Source organism: Endozoicomonas sp. 2B-B (genome assembly GCF_053470045.1).
The window spans coordinates 6,017,082-6,038,374 of record NZ_JBLZMU010000001.1; the positions used below are offsets into that span (position 1 = coordinate 6,017,082).

21 protein-coding genes are annotated in these 21,293 nt (G+C 47.6%); 8 read left to right on the forward strand and 13 right to left on the reverse strand.

The window, feature by feature from the left end:
- Window position 1 precedes the first annotated feature (1 nt).
- The 9 genes from ACOMHB_RS22275 to ACOMHB_RS22315 form a co-directional block, all read right to left on the reverse strand.
- Window positions 2-880 carry a hypothetical protein gene (locus tag ACOMHB_RS22275; RefSeq protein ID WP_448218248.1) on the reverse strand — a complete coding sequence of 293 codons (879 nt, stop codon included), beginning with the start codon at window positions 878-880 and terminating at the stop codon, window positions 2-4.
- A gap of 134 nt (window positions 881-1,014) precedes the next feature.
- Window positions 1,015-3,477 carry a TcfC E-set like domain-containing protein gene (locus ACOMHB_RS22280; protein WP_448218249.1) on the reverse strand — a complete coding sequence of 821 codons (2,463 nt, stop codon included), beginning with the start codon at window positions 3,475-3,477 and terminating at the stop codon, window positions 1,015-1,017.
- A 372-nt stretch (window positions 3,478-3,849) separates the two neighbouring features.
- The gene (locus ACOMHB_RS22285; protein WP_448218250.1) at window positions 3,850-4,362 is read right to left on the reverse strand and encodes a hypothetical protein; all 513 of its coding nucleotides are present in this window, start codon (window positions 4,360-4,362) and stop codon (window positions 3,850-3,852) included.
- Between the two features lie 390 nt (window positions 4,363-4,752).
- Window positions 4,753-5,334, reverse strand: coding sequence for a hypothetical protein (locus tag ACOMHB_RS22290; RefSeq protein WP_448218251.1), 582 nt, complete (start codon window positions 5,332-5,334; stop codon window positions 4,753-4,755).
- 328 nt (window positions 5,335-5,662) lie between these two features.
- The gene (locus ACOMHB_RS22295; protein WP_448218252.1) at window positions 5,663-6,565 is read right to left on the reverse strand and encodes a hypothetical protein; all 903 of its coding nucleotides are present in this window, start codon (window positions 6,563-6,565) and stop codon (window positions 5,663-5,665) included.
- Between the two features lie 25 nt (window positions 6,566-6,590).
- Window positions 6,591-7,550 (reverse strand): hypothetical protein, encoded by a 960-nt coding sequence (locus ACOMHB_RS22300; RefSeq protein WP_448218253.1) that lies wholly within the window; start codon window positions 7,548-7,550, stop codon window positions 6,591-6,593.
- Window positions 7,551-7,656: 106 nt separating this feature from the next.
- The gene (locus ACOMHB_RS22305) at window positions 7,657-10,146 is read right to left on the reverse strand and encodes a TcfC E-set like domain-containing protein (RefSeq protein ID WP_448218254.1); all 2,490 of its coding nucleotides are present in this window, start codon (window positions 10,144-10,146) and stop codon (window positions 7,657-7,659) included.
- Between the two features lie 136 nt (window positions 10,147-10,282).
- Complete coding sequence (locus ACOMHB_RS22310) at window positions 10,283-10,837, reverse strand: hypothetical protein (protein WP_448218255.1); 555 nt, start codon at window positions 10,835-10,837, stop codon at window positions 10,283-10,285.
- A 457-nt stretch (window positions 10,838-11,294) separates the two neighbouring features.
- The gene (locus ACOMHB_RS22315) at window positions 11,295-11,555 is read right to left on the reverse strand and encodes a type II toxin-antitoxin system ParD family antitoxin (RefSeq protein ID WP_448218256.1); all 261 of its coding nucleotides are present in this window, start codon (window positions 11,553-11,555) and stop codon (window positions 11,295-11,297) included.
- 263 nt (window positions 11,556-11,818) lie between these two features.
- On the opposite strand from ACOMHB_RS22315, the gene ACOMHB_RS22320 reads away from it, so the two are divergent.
- Together ACOMHB_RS22320 and trmL are read left to right on the forward strand one after the other, a co-directional pair.
- Window positions 11,819-12,841, forward strand: coding sequence for a hypothetical protein (locus tag ACOMHB_RS22320; RefSeq protein ID WP_448218257.1), 1,023 nt, complete (start codon window positions 11,819-11,821; stop codon window positions 12,839-12,841).
- A 591-nt stretch (window positions 12,842-13,432) separates the two neighbouring features.
- A complete protein-coding gene (trmL, locus tag ACOMHB_RS22325) occupies window positions 13,433-13,897 on the forward strand; it encodes a tRNA (uridine(34)/cytosine(34)/5-carboxymethylaminomethyluridine(34)-2'-O)-methyltransferase TrmL (RefSeq protein WP_448218258.1) in 465 nt (154 codons plus the stop codon).
- A 55-nt stretch (window positions 13,898-13,952) separates the two neighbouring features.
- Here trmL and secB read toward each other — a convergent pair whose 3' ends face one another.
- The 3 genes from secB to ACOMHB_RS22340 form a co-directional block, all read right to left on the reverse strand.
- Window positions 13,953-14,417, reverse strand: a complete 465-nt coding sequence (gene secB / locus ACOMHB_RS22330) for a protein-export chaperone SecB (protein ID WP_448218259.1) — start codon at window positions 14,415-14,417, stop codon at window positions 13,953-13,955.
- 138 nt (window positions 14,418-14,555) lie between these two features.
- Complete coding sequence (gene grxC, locus ACOMHB_RS22335; RefSeq protein ID WP_448218260.1) at window positions 14,556-14,807, reverse strand: glutaredoxin 3; 252 nt, start codon at window positions 14,805-14,807, stop codon at window positions 14,556-14,558.
- Window positions 14,808-14,872: 65 nt separating this feature from the next.
- Window positions 14,873-15,289 (reverse strand): rhodanese-like domain-containing protein, encoded by a 417-nt coding sequence (locus ACOMHB_RS22340; protein WP_422135317.1) that lies wholly within the window; start codon window positions 15,287-15,289, stop codon window positions 14,873-14,875.
- 445 nt (window positions 15,290-15,734) lie between these two features.
- Between ACOMHB_RS22340 and gpmM the strand changes: the two genes are divergently transcribed.
- On the forward strand, window positions 15,735-17,264 hold the full coding sequence (gene gpmM, locus ACOMHB_RS22345) for a 2,3-bisphosphoglycerate-independent phosphoglycerate mutase (RefSeq protein ID WP_448218261.1): 1,530 nt from the start codon (window positions 15,735-15,737) through the stop codon (window positions 17,262-17,264).
- Window positions 17,265-17,325: 61 nt separating this feature from the next.
- Here gpmM and bamJ read toward each other — a convergent pair whose 3' ends face one another.
- Window positions 17,326-17,946, reverse strand: coding sequence for a BamJ family beta-barrel-assembly machinery protein (bamJ, locus tag ACOMHB_RS22350; RefSeq protein ID WP_448218666.1), 621 nt, complete (start codon window positions 17,944-17,946; stop codon window positions 17,326-17,328).
- Window positions 17,947-18,174: 228 nt separating this feature from the next.
- Here bamJ and ACOMHB_RS22355 point away from each other — a divergent pair, with 228 nt between their 5' ends.
- The 5 genes from ACOMHB_RS22355 (at window position 18,175) to ACOMHB_RS22375 (ending at window position 21,168) form a co-directional block, all read left to right on the forward strand.
- A complete protein-coding gene (locus ACOMHB_RS22355) occupies window positions 18,175-19,614 on the forward strand; it encodes a hypothetical protein (protein WP_448218262.1) in 1,440 nt (479 codons plus the stop codon).
- Between the two features lie 156 nt (window positions 19,615-19,770).
- A complete protein-coding gene (locus ACOMHB_RS22360; protein ID WP_448218263.1) occupies window positions 19,771-20,052 on the forward strand; it encodes a type II toxin-antitoxin system RelE/ParE family toxin in 282 nt (93 codons plus the stop codon).
- 10 nt (window positions 20,053-20,062) lie between these two features.
- On the forward strand, window positions 20,063-20,368 hold the full coding sequence (locus ACOMHB_RS22365; protein WP_422410935.1) for a HigA family addiction module antitoxin: 306 nt from the start codon (window positions 20,063-20,065) through the stop codon (window positions 20,366-20,368).
- 319 nt (window positions 20,369-20,687) lie between these two features.
- The gene (locus tag ACOMHB_RS22370) at window positions 20,688-20,921 is read left to right on the forward strand and encodes a ribbon-helix-helix domain-containing protein (RefSeq protein WP_448218264.1); all 234 of its coding nucleotides are present in this window, start codon (window positions 20,688-20,690) and stop codon (window positions 20,919-20,921) included.
- Entirely contained in the window at window positions 20,908-21,168 is a 261-nt protein-coding gene (locus ACOMHB_RS22375; RefSeq protein ID WP_448218265.1) for a type II toxin-antitoxin system RelE family toxin, read from the forward strand. Before ACOMHB_RS22370 ends, ACOMHB_RS22375 begins: the two co-directional genes overlap by 14 nt.
- Window positions 21,169-21,293: the final 125 nt, after the last annotated feature.

The window sequence follows — 21,293 nt, forward strand, 5'->3', positions numbered from 1 at the left end:
CTTATAGAACGGTTACTGTTACCGTTACCGTATCTTTATAGATGCCGGGCTCAAGTCCTGATACTTCTGATGGAGGTACGGTAACCTCAAGATTCATATTGGAGCCACCGCCACAATACTGCTGAGTAGAACCTTTCCAGGGCTGCCCATCCACTCCCGGCGTCAGGGTTTCCAGAGAGCCCCCCTGCCCTACTCTTAACTGATAGCCCACCCGACCTGATAGTAGAAAAGTACTACTGAGTCCCATCGCTCTGACCTTGAAGTCAGATCCACTTTGAGTGTAAACACAAAAGTCCATATCCCCCTTAAGACTCTTGTCACTGAGTGACATGTCTTTCAAGCCACTGATCTGGATACGATCAGGAATTTTCACATCAAAGATAAGGTCACTATTATCTGTGTAAGGGATGAAACCACCACTTTCCATACCTTTGAGCTTTAATGTCGCCTTATAACTTCCGGGTTGACGCCCTTCTAAATCAATCGCATTCACCTTAACCGATACTTTCCCTCCTACCTGTCTCCAAGTCCTTGGAGTCAGGAATGTCGAACTCGTATCCGGAATATTACTGCCATCTTTTAGCAACAATGAATTTATGCCCTGCTCAAAGACCACACGAGACATTTCTATAGAAGGAGCGCTCCCTGAAGAGACGAAATCAAAATCGGTAGCTTCAATGGTGTAATCTTCAGCTCGCCGATACCAGCCACAACGAGGAAAGCGTGGCCCAAGACCGGTGCCATTGCACGATTGCAGCTGCAGAGGCAGGTCGATATCAACATCTCCACCGGTCCAGGTAACAGGCAGCGCAACATATTGCGGCTGACCAAAAACGAAAAAGCCTGAAGCTGTGTTAGCTAATGTCAGTGCAATTAGCACAAGTATTCCTCTGAGACATATCATAAGAAAACAACATCTGTTCTTATCTTGACTGGACCTTAACTCTAACCATCATAATATCTCCGTATGACCGAGTATTACTGATGCTCAGCCGCTGTCCTGTTCGCCATTGGTCAACTGCCTGACAGCTTGGGAACGCAATCATACTCGGAAAGATCCACGGTTCCCATTCTTAGTATGTATTGCTTATCATCCGTTTCAACGGGCACTGTGCATTGCAAACCATTCTCCAGTTCAACCCTCAACTCATGAATATCTGAACGGGCTTCTATCTGGAACATGCCAATATCGTCAGTGCTGGAGGGATAAAGTCCTCCGATAATCCGGGCTCTGTCCAGAGGCTCACCCTTCATTAACAAGCGACCAAAGAGCAGTTTCAGGGGGATAGCCTTATAGTCGAGTGTCACGACATTTCCGGGATACAGGGTGACCCGGCGCTCACGCTCATCAAAGCTGTAAAGGGTATCCCCTGAAGGCGACAGGGTAACGGTATATTGCTCAAAAGGCGCCAGCGGGATCACCGAAGGTCTGTCCGCTACGGCATAACCCCTTTTGTGACCATCAATGGTTACATCAAACACGTCGCCTTCACGACCTTCCAGATTGACCACCAGAGCACTCTCTGCCAACTGCTCTCCTCCCATAGCCACAACATTGCCATCGGTCAGGAAGCTGGTACTGAAACTGCCGTTATAATTAGTAACCTGGTTATCCTCTGTTGAGCTATGGTTAACTGTCAATGCGGCTTTGCCAAACCGGTTACCGTATTGCAAAACACCATCGAGTCTGCGTTCGCCACTGCCCGCTTCTGCAGAGACAGTAGAAGTCAGCTGACCATCATAAAGATCACCGTCATCCCAGGAAACTGACAGTCTCAATTTTTCTGTTCTGTCTTCTATGCCGTCAGTCTTCTGAACCTCAGCCCTGGGGTTAACCCGGAAAGTCCACCGATCCTCACGATATCTCCACTCCACACTCAACAACGCCACAGAGTTACCTTCTGACTCACTCACACTGAAAGTAACGTTTGTATCGTAATCCAGCGTTCTGAAAACTGTCGCGGTGTAACTCAATCCGTGGGTTTCCGTTCTGGCAGCGTTATTATTTCTATTGCTGCTGAACCGATAATTGGCACTACCTCTCCAGAGAGGTGCAGAAACAGAAAAATTGCTTTGCTCAAAAGCATCACCGATCAGTGCCGGGCGATCAGGATTTTCTACTTCGCTATCGTCTCTCCAGAGTCGACGATAACTGCCGAAGAGAGAGACGTTGCCCAACCAAACCTGGCCTGTCAGGGCCGTACCATAACTACCATTATCCGCCAGCATCACCGAAGGCGATAACTGATAACGATAACCCAACTTAAACAGACCCAGTTCAAGCAATGAAGTGTCTAAAGTCGCGGCGGCAGAGAGAGTCCCCGCCAGAGTATCAAAAATTCTTCGACTGACACCGGCCCGTGTCAACCACTGCTGGGTGCTATCAGGCAGAACCCCATCAAAAACCGATGTCATCACACGCCCCGTCTCAGCAAAAAGCAGCCATTCACCTTCAGGGGGTAGTTGAAACTGCTTGGCAAAAAAACGGGTTTCCTCAGACAGCAGGCTACCCTGCTCATCCAGAATCCGGATGTCTATATCATAGGCCCCCGTGGGAAAAGTGGTGGTATTCAGAGCCTGAAGACCGGCTTCCAGGAAATAAGAGGCAATCAGTCGTCCATCTTTTCTGACTTCAACCCTGCCCCTGAGCGGCATAAAGATATCAATCGGCATACCGCCACTGAAATCGGTGTCGTCTCTGGTGTTATCAGAACTCCGAAATCGAGCTCCAACAAGAGGCTGATCGGACGTAAAATTCAGGCCAAACCCCTGACTTGAAAGTAAGCCAAGATCGTATTCAAAGCCTTCAAAATCCCTCTGACCGTAGAGCTGATTGACCGAGAAGTCTTGAGACTCTGAATAGTCCCAACTCCAGAGCACACTGTTTTCACGATAAGACAACAGCGTCAGACCATACAAAGTGTAGTCACTGCTATTAGCGTCATCAGATGTACCGGTGGCGACTGCCGCAAAGTTCTGCATCATGGCAAAGCCCGAGTCAGAGGGAGGTAGGTATTTCCTGACATCGGCAGCTCGGGTTAACAGGAAACGGGGATTAACAAACACATCAACCCGGAAGCGGGATTCATCAAAAATCACACCGGCAACAGGAGGATTAAGAACACCGCAATCCCTGGTGACATTGGGCGGACAGATTGCCTCAGTATGGGTATTGAGCTCGCCCGATAAAGCCGAAGCCAAAAAAGCAGGATCATTCACCGAACCGATCAGACGAACCACTTCATTAACATTAGATAGGGCAATTTTACCGGGTTGGAAGGTGGCCAGCTGGGAAGTTAAATAGCGCTTGCCATAATAGATATCCACCAGCGACTTCTGAGGTTGACTGAGCGTCTCAAAACCCGCAGGTACTTTATTCTGGGCAAGAAAAAGCGTCTGACTGGCCATAGCTTTCGAGCAGATAAAAACCATGGGCAATGCAACGTATAAAATGTCAATGCATTTCCACTTTATCATGGCCCGGAACAATCCTTTTTGTTACTGCTCTGATGCTTAAGAAAAGGAAATTTATACCACAGGTTCGCTCAGGACATTTACTCACAGCAGCTTTATATACAGAAGGCCGACCGAGAATATACCGCCCCACGCGGCAATTGCTCCTGCGTTGCTCTAGTTTCTGCATCCATGCAGTCGCGTGGCGGCAGTAAACTGGTCTGAAAATCCGCTTTTGTTCGTCAAATAGCTCGCTATTCTCCTCATAAAACCGAATTTTCATCCTCAATTCCCTGCAGTCCTCGTTACGGGATCGCCCAGACGGGCGCTATTCTCGGTCGGCCTCTCAGGAAAGTCAGCGAAAATACCAGAGTCAACTGCGCTGGGTATCTGGAATTAGATAGATGAAACTGTCACTGTAACTGTGTCTGAATAAACACCTACATCTTTACCTTTGTAATCTGCTTCTATAATGTCTGCGGTAATTCTGGATTCCAGAGCCGCATCGCAAGTGTTACCACCAATGACGCCATCTCTTGTAAAACTTCCTGCCGCAACACCTGACCCCAAGTGACCTTTTCCCCAGATCTGATCCGCCGCACCCCCTTTCTGAGAATAGGTCAACGAATAAGGGATCTTAACAGTTGCCGTACCTGATCCTGGCACCAATGCGAAATCATTGCTGCTCGTCAGGCTAACTTCGTATTTTTCAACGTTTGAATCAACACAAGAAGGAGTAAAACCGGTGAGATCACCAGTAGTGGCAGAGGCAGTATTGAAAGATACATCCTCCAAACCAAAGAGCCTTATTTGAACATCGTTTCTAAGAACGATGTCAAACTTGCCGGTAGACGAGTTTGCTGTGGGTCCTGTTGGGTTATCAGCCGCCTGCAGCCAGACAGAAGCCATGGCTGCCGATAGCGCAACAGCTGTAGTTACTTCTTTAACTCCATCTCTTCACCCTTCACCTAACCAGTTCGTAACCTGCTATACATCTTATGCCAAAAGCGCTTTAAGACATCCTGACATCGGAGCTTCTTTTCAAGCTCCGCTTGAGTAGTGTAGCAGACATACAGAAATGCACATGGGCTCAACAGATATACTCATATCATAAACTTTGTCGTTTACCTCAATAATTAACCAGTGTTTTATTCCACAATGGGCATTTCTAGAGACCGGGACAACAGACAACAGCGATTGCTTATATCGTGGTTTGGCTAAGGACTATTACTTGTAGGCATTCTCATTTCTTGGAAAACCAGCGAAGATACCGAAGTCAAGTTCACTGGCTATTAGAGATTAGATAGACGAGACCACCACTGTAACTGTGTCTGAGTAGACGCCGACAGCTTTACCAGTGTAATCCGCTTTTTTAATGTCTACAGTAATCTTAGATTCTAAAACACTGCAAATGAGTTCAGCATGTATAAGGCCATCTGTCTGAAAATCGCCCGCTGTAGCACCTGACGCCAGGTGGCCAGCCCCCCAGACCTGATCTTTTGCACCCAGCTTCTGAGAATAGGTAAGCAAGTAAGGGATATTGCCCGCTGCTGCACCTGACCCTGCCATCAATGCGAAATCATTGCTGCTTTCCAAGCTGACTTGGTATCGATAAACGTTTGAATTTACACAAGAAGGAGTAGAACCTTTGAGATCACCGCCAGAAGTGGTGTCGAAAGTCACGTCCACCAGACCGAAGAGCTGTATTTGAACATTGTTTCTAAGAACGATGTCAAATTTTCCGGTAGATGAGTTTGCAGTGGGTCCTGTTGGGTTTTCAGCTGCCTGAAGCCGGGAAAAGGCCAGTCCTGAAGATAGCGCAACAGCAAATACTACTTCTTTAATTCCATCTCTTTCTCCTATATCTAACCTGATCGCCAATCTGTTTTGCTTCTATATTTCAGGGGCTCTATGACGACCCCTAAGCCTCAGTTCAGACTCTATCCAGAGCAGTTTAGCAGACACACAGAAGCAATCAGGCTTAACAGATGCGGCCACAAATTAAATATTGTCGTATATGACATATCATTGGTTTATGTGATCTCGCGCAGTAGATAGTTTAGCTCATGCCAGAGCGACAAACGCCGGTGTTGTAACATTTATAATATTAAAGGACGAGCAAAACTGAACATTGAAAACCCCGGCTGCAACATCGAAGACGAATGCAGTGTTTTCAATGGCAGCACAGAAAAGAGATTGGCATTTTAACTTATAGAACCGAGACCGTCACCGTTACCGTATCTTTATAGATGCCGGGCTGAAGTCCAGACACTTCCGATAAAGGTACTGTAATTTCAAGATCCATATTGGCGCCGCCGCCACAATACTGTTGAGTAGAACCAGTCCAGGGCTGCCCATCTATTCCCGGCACCAGGGTTTCCATAGCGCCCCCTTGCCCTACTCTTAACTGATAACCCACCTGACTCGATAAAAGAAAATCATTATTCAGCCCGGTAGCCCGGACAGTGAAGTCAGATCCACTTTGAGTGTAAACACAAAAATCTATATCACCCTGAAGACTCTGGTCAGTGAGCGCCAGGTCGCTCAGGCCGCTGATCTGGATGCGGTCAGGAATGTTCAGATCAAAGATGAGATCGCTGTTATCGGTATAAGGTATAAAACCACCGCTCTCCATGCCTGTGAGCTTTATTACAGCCTGATAATTTCCGGGTTGACGACCCTGTAACTCGATAGCATTCACCGTAACCGATACGTTCCCATCTACCTGCCTCCAAGTCCCCGGATCTAAAAATGTCGAACCCGTATCAGGAACATTGCTGCCATCTTTTAGCAACAATGAATTGCTCCCCTGCTCAAAGATCACCCGGGACATTTCTATAGAAGGGACACTCCCTGAAGCAATGAAATCAAAATCAGTCGCTTCAATAGTGTAATCTTCAGCTTGTCGAAACCAGCCACAGCGGAGAAAACTTGATCCAGTACCGATACCATTGCACGACCGCAACTGAATAGGCAGATCGATATCAACATCGCCACCGGTCCAAATAACAGGTGTCGCAGTATATTGCTGCTGACCAAAAACGAAAAAGCCTGCAGCCGTATTAGCCAATGTCAGTGTAATTAGCGAAAGTATCCATCTGACATATATCATAAGAAAACAACATCCATAGTTATTTTTATCGCGCCCTTACTGTAACCGTCATGGTATCGCTGTATACACCCGAATCGATATTATTAAGAGCACTCTGCATGATCCTGACCTGCAACGTCATGTTATCCTGACCACCGCAATCCTGCTGATTACTGGCATTCCAGATTCTGTTAGGTCTTTGCCCCTGACGGCTATAAGTCCGCCGAAACTGGCCGGGCGTCTGGACCCTGATACGATAATCAACACAATCCGAAGGGTTCACGCATTGTCCCTGTTTACTCAGCATAAAGTTACCGCCCGGATTACTGCTGCTATCGAAGTCTACAGAAACGCCACCTGTGTTACTGAATACGCAGACACCAAATTGAGCTGTCAGGTTATTACCAGAAAGATCATTAACATCCAAGGCAACATCTTCCAGACCTGATATTTGCACGAACTCAGGTACAACGATCGGAATAGTTACCAGAATACTGTCCAGATGGCGTGTATCGAACATGTCTTCGCCAGCAATATAAAAACGGAAGTTGTATGTGCCAGCTTCAAGTTGTTGCAGCCGATTCTGGTTGAATGTAAAAGTAAACGAACCCATCACTGTGCCATTGGTAGTAGTCTGAAAAAATGAGGATGAGCTATCGGAATGTGTCCACTGACCGGGTACTAAACTCCCCTGATTTTCCAGCTGACTATATTGAGCACTGATCAAAAACTCTGACAACTCATCCGCCTGATAACTATCAGGAACATTACTCGAAGGGCTCTGGCTGCCGGGATCAGAATCAGAGAGAGCCAACCGATAATCCTGACCTACACAGCCCGAATTACAAAATGCACTGAAGGAAACCGTGAAGTTATAGGTGGGGTTTGCACTGCCCGAGGAGACGTTGAGCGGGTCAGCGACAAAACCTGAGAAATCAAAGAACGCCTGTGACCCTGACGAAAAGAATATTAGTACAGCAAAAAACACCTTGATAAAATACTTCAATGTCTTCAATCCCGGGCCTTTATACGACAGACCTTCTTGTAATCAATGCACCTGAACACTGCAGGATCCCATTATCCTGTTATCTATTTTTTTCTGAAAATCCCGCTCAGGAATCGTCCCGTTTACCGATGGCCAGCTGACCTTCCAGCTCGGGAACACAATCAGACTCGGAAAGATCCAGAGTTCCCATTCTCAATATGTATTGCTCATCATCCGGTTCAACGGGTACGGAGCATTGCCAACCATTCTCCAGCTCAATCCTCAACTCGTTGATGTCTGAGCGGGCTTCTATCTGGAACATGCCAATGTCGTCTGAGCTGGAAGGATAAAGCCCTCCGGTTATCCGGGCTCTGTCCAGAGGTTCACCATTCATTAACAGACGACCAAAGAGCAGTTGCAGGGGGATAGCTTCATAGTCCAGTGTCACCACGTTTCCCGGATACAAGGTAAAACGGCGCTCCCGCTCATCAAAACTGTAAAGGGTATCTCCTGAAGGCGACAGGGTAACGGTATATTGTTCAAAAGGCGACAGTGTGATCACCGACGGTCTGCCCGCCACGGCATAACCTCTTCTCTGGCCATCAATTCTCACATCAAAAACGTCGCCTTCACGACCTTCCAGATTGACCACCAGAGCACTTTCAGCTCTTTGCTCTCCCCCCATGGCAACAACATTGCCATCGGTCAGGAAGCTGGTACTGAAACTGCCGTTATAGTTAGTAATCCGGTTAGCTTCTGTTGAACTGTGGTTTACCGACAATGCCGCTCTGCCAAACCGGTTACCATACTGCAAAGTACCATCGAGTCTGCGTTCGCCGCTGCCCGCTTCTGCGGAGACACTGGAAGTCAACTGGCCATCAAAAAGATCACCGTCGTCCCAGGAGGCTGACAGCCTCATTTTTTCTGTTCTGTCTCTAACACCGTTATTGTCTTGAACCTCAGCCCGGGGGTTAACCCGGAAATTCCAACGGTCCTGACGGAATCGCCACTCAAAACTGAACAGCGCTACAGTGTTACCTTCTGATTCACTCAAACTGAAGGTCGCACTGGTGTCGTAATCCAGTGTTCTGAAAACGTTAGCGGTGTAACTCACTCCGTGGGTTTCTGTTCTACCGTCGCTATTATTTCTGTTGCTGCTGAATCGGTAATTGGCGTTACCTCTCCAGAGGGGTGCAGAAACAGAAAAACTGCTTTGCTCAAAAGCATCACCGATCAGTGCCGGGCGATCCGTGTTTTCCTCTTCACTGTCATCTCTCCAGAGTCGGCGATAACTGCCGTTGAGAGAGACGTCGCCCAACCAGGTTCTGCCAGTCAGGGTCATACCATAGCTGCCGTTATCTGCTACCATCACCGACGGTGATAACTCATAACGATACCCCAGATTAAACAGACCCAGCTCAAGCAATGCAGTGTCCAGAGTAGCGGCAGCAGAGAGAGTACCTGCCATAGTATCAAAAATTCTCCGACTCACACCGGCCCGGGTCAGCCACTGCTCGGTACTTTGAGGCAGGGTGCCATCGAAAACCGATGTCATCACACGCCCTGTTTCGGCAAAGAGCTGCCATTCACCTTCAGGGGGTATTTGGTACTGTTTTGAAAAGAAACGGGTTTCCTGAGACTGCAGGTTACCCTGTTCATCCAGAATACTGATTTCTATATCGTAGGCACCACTGGGAAAATTAGTGGTATCCAGAGCCTGAAGACCCGCTTCGTGGAAATAAGAGGCAATCAGTCGTCCATCTTTTCTGATTTCAACCCTGCCTCTGAGTGGCATAAAGATTTCAACCGGCATACCACCGCTGAAATCGGTGTCGTTCCGGGTATTATCAGAACTCTGAAAGCGGGCTCCCACAAGAGGCTGGTCGGACGTGAAATTCAGGCCAAACCCCTGACTTGAGAGCAAGCCAAGATTGTATTCAAAACCTTCATACTCCCTCTGACCATATAGCTGATTGACCGAGAACTGCTGTGACTTTGAATAGTCCCAGCTCCACAGCACACTGTTTTCATAATAAGACAACAGTGTCAGACCATTCAGAGTGTAGTCATTGCCATTAGCGTCTTCAGTGTTACCCGTGGCCGCTGCCGAAAAGTTCTGCATCATGGCAAAGCCTGCATCGGATGGCGGCAAATATTTTCTGACATCTGCAGCCCGGGTTAACAGAAAGCGGGGATTAACAAACACATCGACCCGGAAGCGGGACTCATCAAAAATCACACCGGCAATGGGAGGATTAAGAACACCACAATCCTTCGTGACATTGGGCGGACAGATCGCCTCGGCATGGGTATTCAACTCGCCCGATAAAGCTGTCGTCAAAAAAGCAGGATCATTCACCGAACCAATCAGGCGAACCACTTCATTAACATTGGAAAGGGTAATTTTACCGGGTTGAAAGGTGGCCAGCTGGGAAGTTAGATAGCGGTTGCCATAATAGATATCCATCAGCGACTGCTGGGGCTCGCTGAGCGTCTCAAAACCTTCGGGGACTTTATTCTGAGCAAGGAAAAGCGGCTGACTGGCCACAGCTTTCGAGAAAATAAAAACCATGGGCAATGCAATACATAGAATGTCAATGCATTTCCGCCTAGTCATGACCCGGGAAAGTCCTTTTTGTTACTGCTCTGATTCTTCTACCGTGGGTTGGCTCAGGGCTATTACTCACGGCTGTTTTTTATTTTTTTGGAGAGCCAGCGAAGATACCGGAGTCAACTTCGCTGGCCATGTGGGATTAAATAGCTGAAACCACCACTGTAACCGTATCTGAATAAACACCTACATCTTTACCGGTGTAATCCGATTCCAGTATGTCCACGGTAATTTTAGAGTCCAGAGCAACACTGCAAGTGTCACCACCTATTGTGCCATCTCTTGCAAAATCACCCGCTGCATCACCCGAGCTCAGGTTGCTATCACCCCAGATCTGGTCTGTCGCCAAGTTCTGTGAATAGGTCAGCAAATATGGGATATCACCTGATGCAGGGCCCGATCCAGCTATCAATTTGAAATCATTGCTGCTTACCAGGCTGACTTCATATCGTTCAACGTTTGAATCAACACAAGAAGGAGTAAAACCTGAGAGATCACCGGTAGTGCCAGAGTCGGTATCGAAAGTTACGTCGTCCAGGCCGAACAGTTTTACTTGAACATCATTTCTAAGGACAATATCAAAATTGCCAGTAGATGAGTTTGCAGTCGGCCCCGTTGGGTTATCAGCCGCCTGAAGCCCGGAAGAGGCCAGCCCTGCAGACAGTGCTAAAGCCACAGCTACTTTTTTAAATTCCATCACTTTCTCCAATATCTAGAACTAGTCCGTTGTCTATTTTTCTTCTAAGCTCCAGGTGTGTTCCGACACCTGATCTCGAAGCCACTTTTCAGGCTTCTTTCGGAACATCAAGGCAGACATGGAGAATGACAAAAAGAACTAAACAACCACTGTCTTTTTATTATTCTTATGACTGACTTTCCCTGAAACCGATACTTCTTATTTTCTCTACACGCTTTAGTTAGCCCAAGGCTGACTAATGTACGTATTTTCCGATAAGGCTAACATAAATAATTGCTCACAAAAACATCTATTGGAGATATATTGATCCATGTCAATACCTCATATTCAAAGATTTTGAAAACAGGTACTTCCCGCATAAATGCAAGCGGATACATCAATATAAATTTATATATCAAACTTTTGAGTAGACTTTTTTAGATAAACATTTATTTTCAGGTCGTCAACGTAATCGTAACTACACGACATCACGTCTCACGTTTAATTCATCAAGCAAACGATCCATATCAAAGTCTTTTACAACCGGGCTGTTACGACCGGCTTCTATTTTGTCCTTCAGAACCTGTAACCTGGCTTCATATTCTTGCTCTTCTTTTTCAAAGACCCTGAGCGCTGCCCTAACCGCCTCACTAACAGACTGAAAACGACCCTTTTCTATAAGATCATTGATGAAGTCTTCGTAATGCTGGCCTAATGTTACCGATGTTGTTCTTGCCATAGCTCCGCACCATTTGTGTTAATAATTAACACATATTACTACATCTGGCGATTCTGCTTTCTATTCTTTCGTTGGGTTGAACGCACAAGACGCCAAACGAGCTTAAGGTGATCCGATTTCTGCTACCAAGCAACTGGCAGCCTGTCGGACTTGAGATTGTCCTTCGCGGTAAGTGAGGAAGATGAGCGCAAACACACTATAAAATGAACTTTTTCCCGGTGAGGAACTCAGAATGAATATGATTTATTTAAAGGGAGTCGATAATGGATCCACTAACCACTACACAGCAGCAATCGGGCCTGAGTACTGTCTCACCTGAAAACAAGCCCTCTGCTGACATTGAATCGTCAAAGTACCTTCCTGACGCCAGTAACGCAGAAACTGGCAGTGAAACATCTCTTGTAAGCCGAAAAACAGAGCTGGCTCCTGAAAGCCTGTTGAAGGGTGCTCCTTTACCTTTGTACGTAAGTAAGTTTGCTAAAGACAATATGCTGCTTCCTGCTGTATTGAACACACCTGCGACTTCCTCCTTACTCAGGCCACTGGTTCAGTCACAGCAAACCGGTCAGCTGCCTAAGTTGACAGCGGCTTTATCTACGGCCGGCTGGGCTCCAGCCATAGCCCGCACTGTTACTCGTTACGCGATTGCCGATACGGTTCGAACAGTATCTGCGCAATTGCTTTATGGCGTGTCTTCTACAATGGAGCTGCCTGAAGACACCCAGGTTAAAGCTAATTTTGCAGTCAACGGCACTACTGCCACACTAATGACAGTAGCCAGCCAGCCTTTTGCAGCGATGCAAATTAAACAGCAGATGAGAGATCGCAATGTAAAAAAAGCTCAGGAATCTAAAACTATTCTGCAACGAGGCTTCAAAAGAACGCTAACATCGCATTTTCGAGGAGCTACTAGCAATTGCCTTTCCGCTCTGCTGATGTTTTCGATGGATTCAATGGACAGGCAGCAGGTTAAACGACGGGATGAAGGGAAGCTTGGTGATTTTGAAATGAGGGCAACACAGTTTGGTGTGGGTGCAACAGTAGGTTTTATCAATAATATTCTCAAAACCCACGCCAATGGCCGGATACTGGGCAAAACCCATCAGGAGATTTTCAGACAACTGGCTGCTACTGCCGCTAAAAACCCCAGGGTTTTTGTTGCCCAGTTAGCTTACGCAACGGCCATGGGAGGTGTCTCCAATCTGATGTGGAGCGGCACTCTTCAGGCACTGGCTGCTGCCCATGAAAAGGTTGCTGAACATTACGCTTCGAAAGATAAAAGCTGACTGTTCCGGATGGCCCTGTCGGCGGCATTTCCGGTATTCCAGCAGTCGCTGATAATCCTTGTTGTGAGACAGGTTGATCAACACCCGCACTTCCTCCGGGGTGAGGTGAGCTGGATTGAGCATACATTTTATTGAACACGCCAGAAAAGCAACACTTGTTAAGAAAACCCTGTAAAACCCCCGGAAAAATAGTATTATCCCGACAGATTTATAAGGGCAAGAAATTTTCTTTCGGCCCTGACAAGCTTTACTAATATTAATTGTGTAGCTTCCAAGGCAGAGCAGTATTCGAAGCGTGTATCAGCAAACCCTCAGGAAATTTAAAGAGGCTTCTGAAGATGAATCTGTCACCTTACGACCAATGCCGCTGCGATGAAAAACAATGTAGCGTCGGACGCAGCTGTAACATTGTTGCTCTCTTGTTAACCATGGTTCTGATCTCAGGTCTGGCTCAGGCTTCTGTCTGAAAGGTTAACAACCGTTTCTGTATCCATCGCCTTTAAAGATGTAGTGATGGGTATAGATTCACTCACAACCCAAGCTAAAAGCCTTATAATTCCACCTCGATGTACTGAATCAGTTCCTGCGAGCATGCTTGATATCGTTCTCTACCAGCCAGAAATTCCTCCCAATACAGGGAATATCATCCGACTCTGTGCCAATACAGGTTTTCGCCTGCATCTGATCAGGCCTTTGGGTTTTGATCTCGATGATCAGCGTCTGAAAAGGGCCGGGCTGGATTACCATGAGTACGCCAATTTGCAGATTCATGATCACTATCAGGACTTTCTTCAAACAGTGAAACCCAAAAGAGTTCTGGCTTTGAGCACCAAAGGTACCACCCGCTACTCGGAACATGCCTTTGAACCCGGAGATGCCTTGATGTTCGGCCCGGAAACCAGAGGCCTGCCAACCGATATTTTGAATAGCCTGCCAAAGGATCAGGTACTGCGTTTACCGATGTTGCCTGAAAGCAGAAGCCTGAACTTATCCAATACTGTGGCCGTTATGGTTTACGAGGCCTGGAAGCAGCTGGAATTTATTGGCGGTGAGTGAGAGAAGAGTGTGCCGGTCAACGCCCGGCACCATCTATTTATAAGCTATCAGTCCGTCAGTTAACGGTAGCTTCCTGCTGTTCAAGCGCCTGCAGGTAGAGGGCGTCAAAATTGACAGGTGCCAGCATCAGCGGAGGGAAGCTGCCACGCAGAACCAGGTTATCAATGGCTTCACGTGCGTATGGAAACAGAATGTTCGGGCAGAAAGCACCCAGAGTGCGGTGCAATTCCTCATCACCCAGTCCTTTGATGAGGAAAACTCCCGCCTGCTGAACTTCAGCCAGGAAAGCCGTTTCCTTCTCTTCTTCAGTGCCGTTCTGGACAGTAATGGTCAGTGACAGTACGACTTCATACATGTCATCGTGCAGCAGACGGTTAGTGGTGTTCAGGTCCAGCTTAACTTCTGGCTGCCACTGCGCCTGAAACATTTCCGGAGACTTTGGCGATTCAAAGGACAGGTCCTTTACGTAAATACGCTGCAGCGCAAACTGCGCCTGATCTTGCTGCTGATTCTCAGCCATTATCTTTTCCTTAAAAACATCGGTTCTAAATTCGCTTCCCACCTATTAGTGGGGATAAAAATACCAGTATCAAGTCTGGCAACCAGCTACTTTCAAAAACGGGCCCGATCCCATGAAGCTTCAGGATACGAGTCCATTTTACTTCAGCAAGTCATCCAGTCTGCCAGCAGATTCCAGAGCATACAGGTCATCACAACCCCCCACGTGGGTGTCGCCAATCCATATCTGGGGAACTGTGCACGCACCTGCCTTGCGTGTCATCTCCTGACGGACATCGGGCTTACCGTCGACGCTGATAGTCTGGTAGCTGACCCCTTTGCTGTCCAGCAGCCTGAGCGCCTGATGGCAAAAGGGGCAATAAGCAGAAATATAAAGGGTAACCTGAGCCATCTGTTTTCCATTGTTGCTGACAATGATTCACTCGTCTATCCGGGAGTGAATCATTCTCTGTTAATCTACTTCTTAACCAGAGGGAGACTATCGGCCGTCCAGGTGCCAATACCACCTTTCAGTCGGACAACTTGCTCAAACCCGGCGTCTTTCAATTGCTTGCCAACGGTACCAGCGTGCTGCCCCATGGCATCGACGATAACAATCGGCTTGTCTTTGTGTTTGTTCAGCTCGCCGATACGCTCAGCCACTTTGCCATAGGGCATGCTCACGGCATCAACGATATGACCTTTGCTAAAGTCGGTTTTTTCCCTGACGTCAAGTACTATAGCCCCCTGGTGGTTAATCAGCTGAGTCACTTCCTGAGAACCGACGCTCTGTCCGCCCTTACGCATCTCGGTAAAGAGCAGTGCACACACCAGAGCCACCAGAGAACCCACCAGCAGAGGGTGATTGCCTATAAATTCAATAATCTGTTCCATACCGAACCAGTACTAATATGCCTTAACGAGGGGAAAACAGCTTACTGTCTCTCTATTTAAGGAGAGAACCGTGCCAGTTTTCGTAATTATTTTCCTTGAGGCGACAAGTATACAGGCTGCTAAACAGAGTTACGACTGTGTGAACTAAAAGTGCTCGCTAGTAAATGTCAGCATAACAGGTTGTGTATACCCCTCTGAAAGCAGAGAAAATCAGGCTTTGGCGAAAACAATTGTTCTATTCTGCAAATTGTGAATTTCTATCTATCTGTCTCTGGAAACCAGCCGTAAAGCAGGTAGAATTCAAGGCCTTCACCTCTCAAAACAGTCCTGAGCCAAAAATGCTGCTCAACCCGGTTTCTGAGAATAGCTGCAACGTTTGTAAAAGCAGTATTTCAAAGACACTATTTTGATCACCATTTTGGCCTTTATGCCCAAGGTTTGATCCATGACTGACAAGCGCAAAACCACCGCCCTGATCATCCTCGATGGTTACGGTTACCGAAAAGAACCTGATTCCAACGCTATCCTGGCTGCCAATACACCGGTCATGGACCGACTCCAGAAGGAGCATCCTTTCAGTTTTGTCTCAGGCTCCGGTATGGATGTGGGCCTGCCCGATGGTCAGATGGGTAATAGCGAAGTCGGCCACATGAACCTCGGTGCCGGTCGGGTGGTTTACCAGGACTTTACCCGTATTACAAAGTCCATTAAGGACGGTGACTTCTTCGAGAATAAAGCATTTACAGACACTATCGACAAAGCTGTCTCAGCAGGAAAAGCGGTTCACATCATGGGACTGTTATCTCCTGGCGGTGTTCACAGTCACGAAGATCATATCAACGCCATGGTGGAACTGGCTGCCAAACGAGGCGCCAAAGAAGTCTATGTTCACGCATTTCTGGATGGCCGCGATACGCCACCACGCAGCGCCGAAGCTTCTCTGGCAAAAGCCGACGCTCTCCTGAAGGAAAAAGGTATTGGCAGAGTGGCCAGCCTGATCGGTCGCTATTACGCAATGGATCGTGATAACCGCTGGGAACGAGTCCGGGAAGCCTATGACCTGATGACTCTGGGCAAAGCAGACTTTTCTGCCAAAACTGCTGTAGAAGGACTGCATGCGGCTTATGAGCGTGATGAGAACGACGAATTTGTAAAAGCTACCACCCTTGGTGAAAGCCCGGCCACCATCAATGACGGTGATGCGGCTCTGTTCATGAACTTCCGTGCCGACAGGGCCCGTGAAATCACCCGAGCCTTTGTAGAAAAAGATTTTGACGGTTTCCCACGCTCCAAACAGCCCGCAATGGCCGGATTCGTGATGCTGACTCAGTATGCTGCCAACATCGATACGATCTGTGCCTACCCACCGTCAGAACTCCCTAATACTTTGGGTGAATACATAGAAAAGCTGGGTAAAACACAGCTGCGTATTGCCGAGACTGAAAAATATGCCCACGTCACCTTCTTCTTCAGTGGCGGCAGGGAAGAGCCTTACAAAGGAGAAGAAAGAGTTCTGGTTGCTTCACCCAAAGTAGCCACCTACGACCTCAAGCCTGAAATGAGCGCTCCGGAAGTGACTGAAAAACTGGTCGCTGAAATCAAGAGCGGCAAGCATGACCTGATTGTCTGCAATTACGCTAACTGCGACATGGTGGGTCATACCGGCGTTTTTGATGCCGCTGTGAAAGCCGTGGAAGCCGTCGATCAAGCCATTGGCAGAGTTATTGCCGCGCTGGATGAAACCGGTGGTCAGTGTCTGATTACCGCCGACCACGGTAACGCTGAGCAGATGGTTAACCCTAAAACCGGTCAGGCTCACACAGCCCACACCTGCGAGCTGGTCCCTCTCGTTTACTTTGGACCCAAAGCCATTGACTTGAAAGACGGTATTTTATCTGACATTGCCCCTACCCTGCTGGACCTGATGGGTCTCGAGCAACCTGAAGAGATGACCGGTAAGTCGCTGGTGGGCTGATCCTTCCAGAATATTGGCAAAACAGGACTGGAAGCAGGACGCTGCCAGTCCAAAGCTGTTGTCAGGAAACAGCCAGCAGCTCAACTTCAAAGACCAGAGTTGCATAAGGGCCAATAGCACCACCTGCACCCTGGGTACCGTAAGCCAGATTGTATGGAATAAACAGTTTCCATTTGGAGCCGACGGTCATCAGCTGCAGGGCTTCTGTCCAGCCTGCAATAACGCCGTTAACAGGGAATTCGATAGGCTCACCGCGATCAACAGAACTGTCAAACACAGAACCGTTGAGCAAAGTACCATGGTAGTGAGTGCGAACAGTGGAGTTGGGTCCCGGCTTTTCGCCATTCTCATCACCGGCTACCAGCACTTCGTACTGCAGGCCTGATTCAGTAACAGTAACCTCCTCACGCTTGGCATTTTCAGCCAGGAACTTTTCACCCTCAGCAGACAGCTCCTTGGCTTTCTCGGCTTCCCTGGCCTGGATGCGCTGATGCATTTCATTGAACGCTTCCTGCAGAGCAGAATGCTCAACGGCACTTGGAGCCCCATTCAGGGAGTCAGCCAGACCGGCCAGAACGGCATCGATGGACAGACCTTCAACAGGATTGCTGGCCAGCTGGTCGCCCATTTGACGGCCAATACCATAGCTTACGCGCTCTTCGACACTTGTATATTCGGACATTGAATTATTCACTTTGGGTGAAACAGGTGTAAGCGATTCACATCGCTCAAGCTGACGCCACAAGCCTGCCTTTTCAGTATTCTTACGGCGAAAGGAAGCCATTGTACCACGAACCTGCCCGACTTAAGACTTAAAACCATAAAACAAGAATGTCGACAACAGCGGAACTAAAAGCCTGAAACTCCCGTCCAATCTTCGAGTCTTTAATAATTTTATAAGGAGTAACTCATGATTATCAGGAAAGTGACTATTTTGTTCGTGGCCGTGTTATCCATAAGCTTCAGTGCCATCCTCCAGGCTCAGGAAGAACTGGTCTATGTACTCTGGAGCCTGGATTCCCGTGCCGAAATGTATCTGGTTCAGCGTCTGGACAATGACAAACCCAGAGTTCTGGTCTCAATCAAGCGGGACATGTACATCGACGATGCGTATCTGGACCATGTTGGGAACATTGCTTACAAACGAACCCGCAGCGACATGGAGAGCGGTAATTATGACCCCTCTAGAAACGCTGTGGCTGTGGCCAGAAAAATGGCTCGGGAAATGCTTGCACAGCAGAAGCCGGTATTGGCCCAAAAGGGAATAGACCCTGCAAAAACACCCGCTTCGCTCCTCTATGCTGTGGCTGGCTTTGATGCCGCCACGTCCAAAGAAGGAGATTTACTGCAGGTCTTCTATGACCCACAGGATGTTATCGTCGTTCAGGAACATGCAGAAAAAGCCATTAAGGAAACCTTTCGGAGTAGCGGAATAGCTCTGACAGACATCAGGACTACCCACCATACCGCATTGATCGGGGAAGCTATGAAACTGATGAACGCAGAAGATGAGCTGTTCGTTTTTAAAACCACCCACGATGTGTTGTGTTCTATGGAACAGGGCGAGTTAAAAACCGTTGATATGAAAATGCTCTACAGGGATGACATAGAGCGTGCCGCTAAAACCCTTAGCATGCCAATGATCGCTGCCAAACTGCCCCTTCCCAGTGGCAGCGTTCACAGTATCGGGGCCTTCGCCAGTGACGAGTTTTTTGCCAATGCCGAAACAACATATTGCGAAGACACTTATACGGCATGTAAGGCAAAGCAGACACAATGGAAAGAGAAACTGGCACAATCAGAAGAATCTATCTCTCTCCAACAGTACCGGGAGATGGATTCAGAATTATCAGCCTGCGACGCCGATTTAAAGGCCTGTCTGATAGAACAGAGACTGATACTAAGCCGCCAGTATCTGAAACAACAAATTGATCCAGAGGCGTCAGACACTGAGTTCTTTGACCGCTATTCGCAACGCAAGAGAAATAATGAGCTGGGCTACAAAATCCTGATGCTCAGACTGCAGGATGCAAAAGCGCCAACAGCTCTCAAAATGTGGTATGTTGCTCAAATGAAAGACAACATGATACCCACTCTGAGACAGATAAAGAAACGCGCTGCAAACATGATTGCCAAAGCGACAGAAAAGGGAATATCCAATCCACCCAATGTCTACTTTCTTGGGGAGTACGCCGAAATCATCGAGATTGATTTTGTCAATGCCTTGTTCAGAGAGTTCCTTGAGAATTTGGGGCTGACATACTCCTACATCAACAAGCAGGAGACTGATCAATTGATAGCGGCTGGAGCTCTGAGGATTATCGACTCACTCCGTCAGGCTAATCGCTGAGCCCGATAAGCGGGAGAGGTGCTATGAAGCTCTTCCGCGTTATTCCATTCGAGTCAGTTTTCTTTCCCTGTCCAAAGCCCATAATCTGAGTCTTAATGCTTTTGACACCATTCTGGTTACACTCTAAACTGTCACCAATATGGTTACGGTGATTTCATGGCAATACAGACATTTCTTCACAAAGGTTTGGAAGATTATTTTTACGATGGCACAACCAAAGGGATAACCCCGAAACATAAGAATCGTATAGCCCGATTGCTAGATATTCTTGATCAGGCAAAGAAACCGCATGATATGAGAATTCCAGGCTTCAACTTTCACAAGCTGGAGCCAAAAACAGCAGGTCGTTATTCGGTCCATGTAAACGGGCCTTGGTGCATCACCTTTGAGTTTGAAGGGCAGGATGCAATCAGAGTTGATTATGAGCAGTACCACTGAGGAAAAAATTATGTCCAAGAGAATCAGAAGTAGAAAGCCGACCCATCCCGGTCAGATTGTAAAAATGGATGTGCTTGAGCCTTTGAATCTTTCGGTCACAGAAGCGGCAAAAGTTCTGAATGTTTCCAGAAAGCACTTATCCGCTTTCGTGAACGAACGAATACCATGCAGTAAGGATATGGCCAAGCGGTTGGCTATTGCTCTGGGTACCTCTGTAGATGTATGGCTCGGAATGCAAAATGCTCTGGATATTTGGGAAATGGAAAACAGTGATGATGAGTGCTATCAGGCCGTCGGAAAACTGGCTACCGGCTGAAACAAATTCTGCACAGTCATCCACATTACTACAAACTTCAGCTCTATGTTTTACGAGCCAAGTGTTTCTGATCCCTGCTGCTTATTCCAGGCTTGCGAATTCATTCCGGTGGGCTTCAGATGACGTTTCGAGTAAATCTGACGTAAAAGTAATTTTGCAGGCCGGACATCCCGAGAGGGATAAGGAATCGAACTCATAACAACCGCGTCCAGTCTTTCAGGATTACCGCACAGTCTCCCGGACTGGGTTCCGGGAACCTGTCATTATACTTATTCAGTAGTTATAATGACAAAACGTTAATACAACAAAGGTGTTGGATATGGCCACATTGACCAAGAGGGCTACGGTCTATCTAGACCCGGCAGTTCATCAGGCTTTAAAGATGAGAGCAGCCAGTTCTGAGACCTCTATCTCAGACCTGGTTAATGAGGCTGTAAAGCGCCTTATGAGCGAGGATAGGGAAGACCTTAAAGCCTTTGATGATAGAGCTGGAGAGCCTGAAATTACTTATGAGAATTTATTGGAGCAGTTAAAGGCTGATGGCACTCTATAAGATCACGTTTAAGCCGTCGGTAGCGAAGGACTTAAAGGGGCTACCACGCAAGGATGTAGAGCGCATTATCAAGCGTATTGATGCACTGAAAGAAACGCCCCGGGTGCAAGGTTGTGAAAAGCTCTCAGGCAAAGAGCGCTACAGAGTCCGGCAAGGGGTCTACCGCATCCTCTATGAAATTAGAGACAGCGAGCTTGTGGTGACCGTGGTGAAGGTAGGCCACCGATCAGCGGTCTACCGAGCATGACTGGATGTTGCTGCTTGCAAACAAAAACCATTTTGCCTGCAAAATTACTTTCACGCCATAAAATAACTATAACTGATTGATTTTCCCTGTGATCATGGAAATCGAGTAGAGTCGAAAACCTCCTG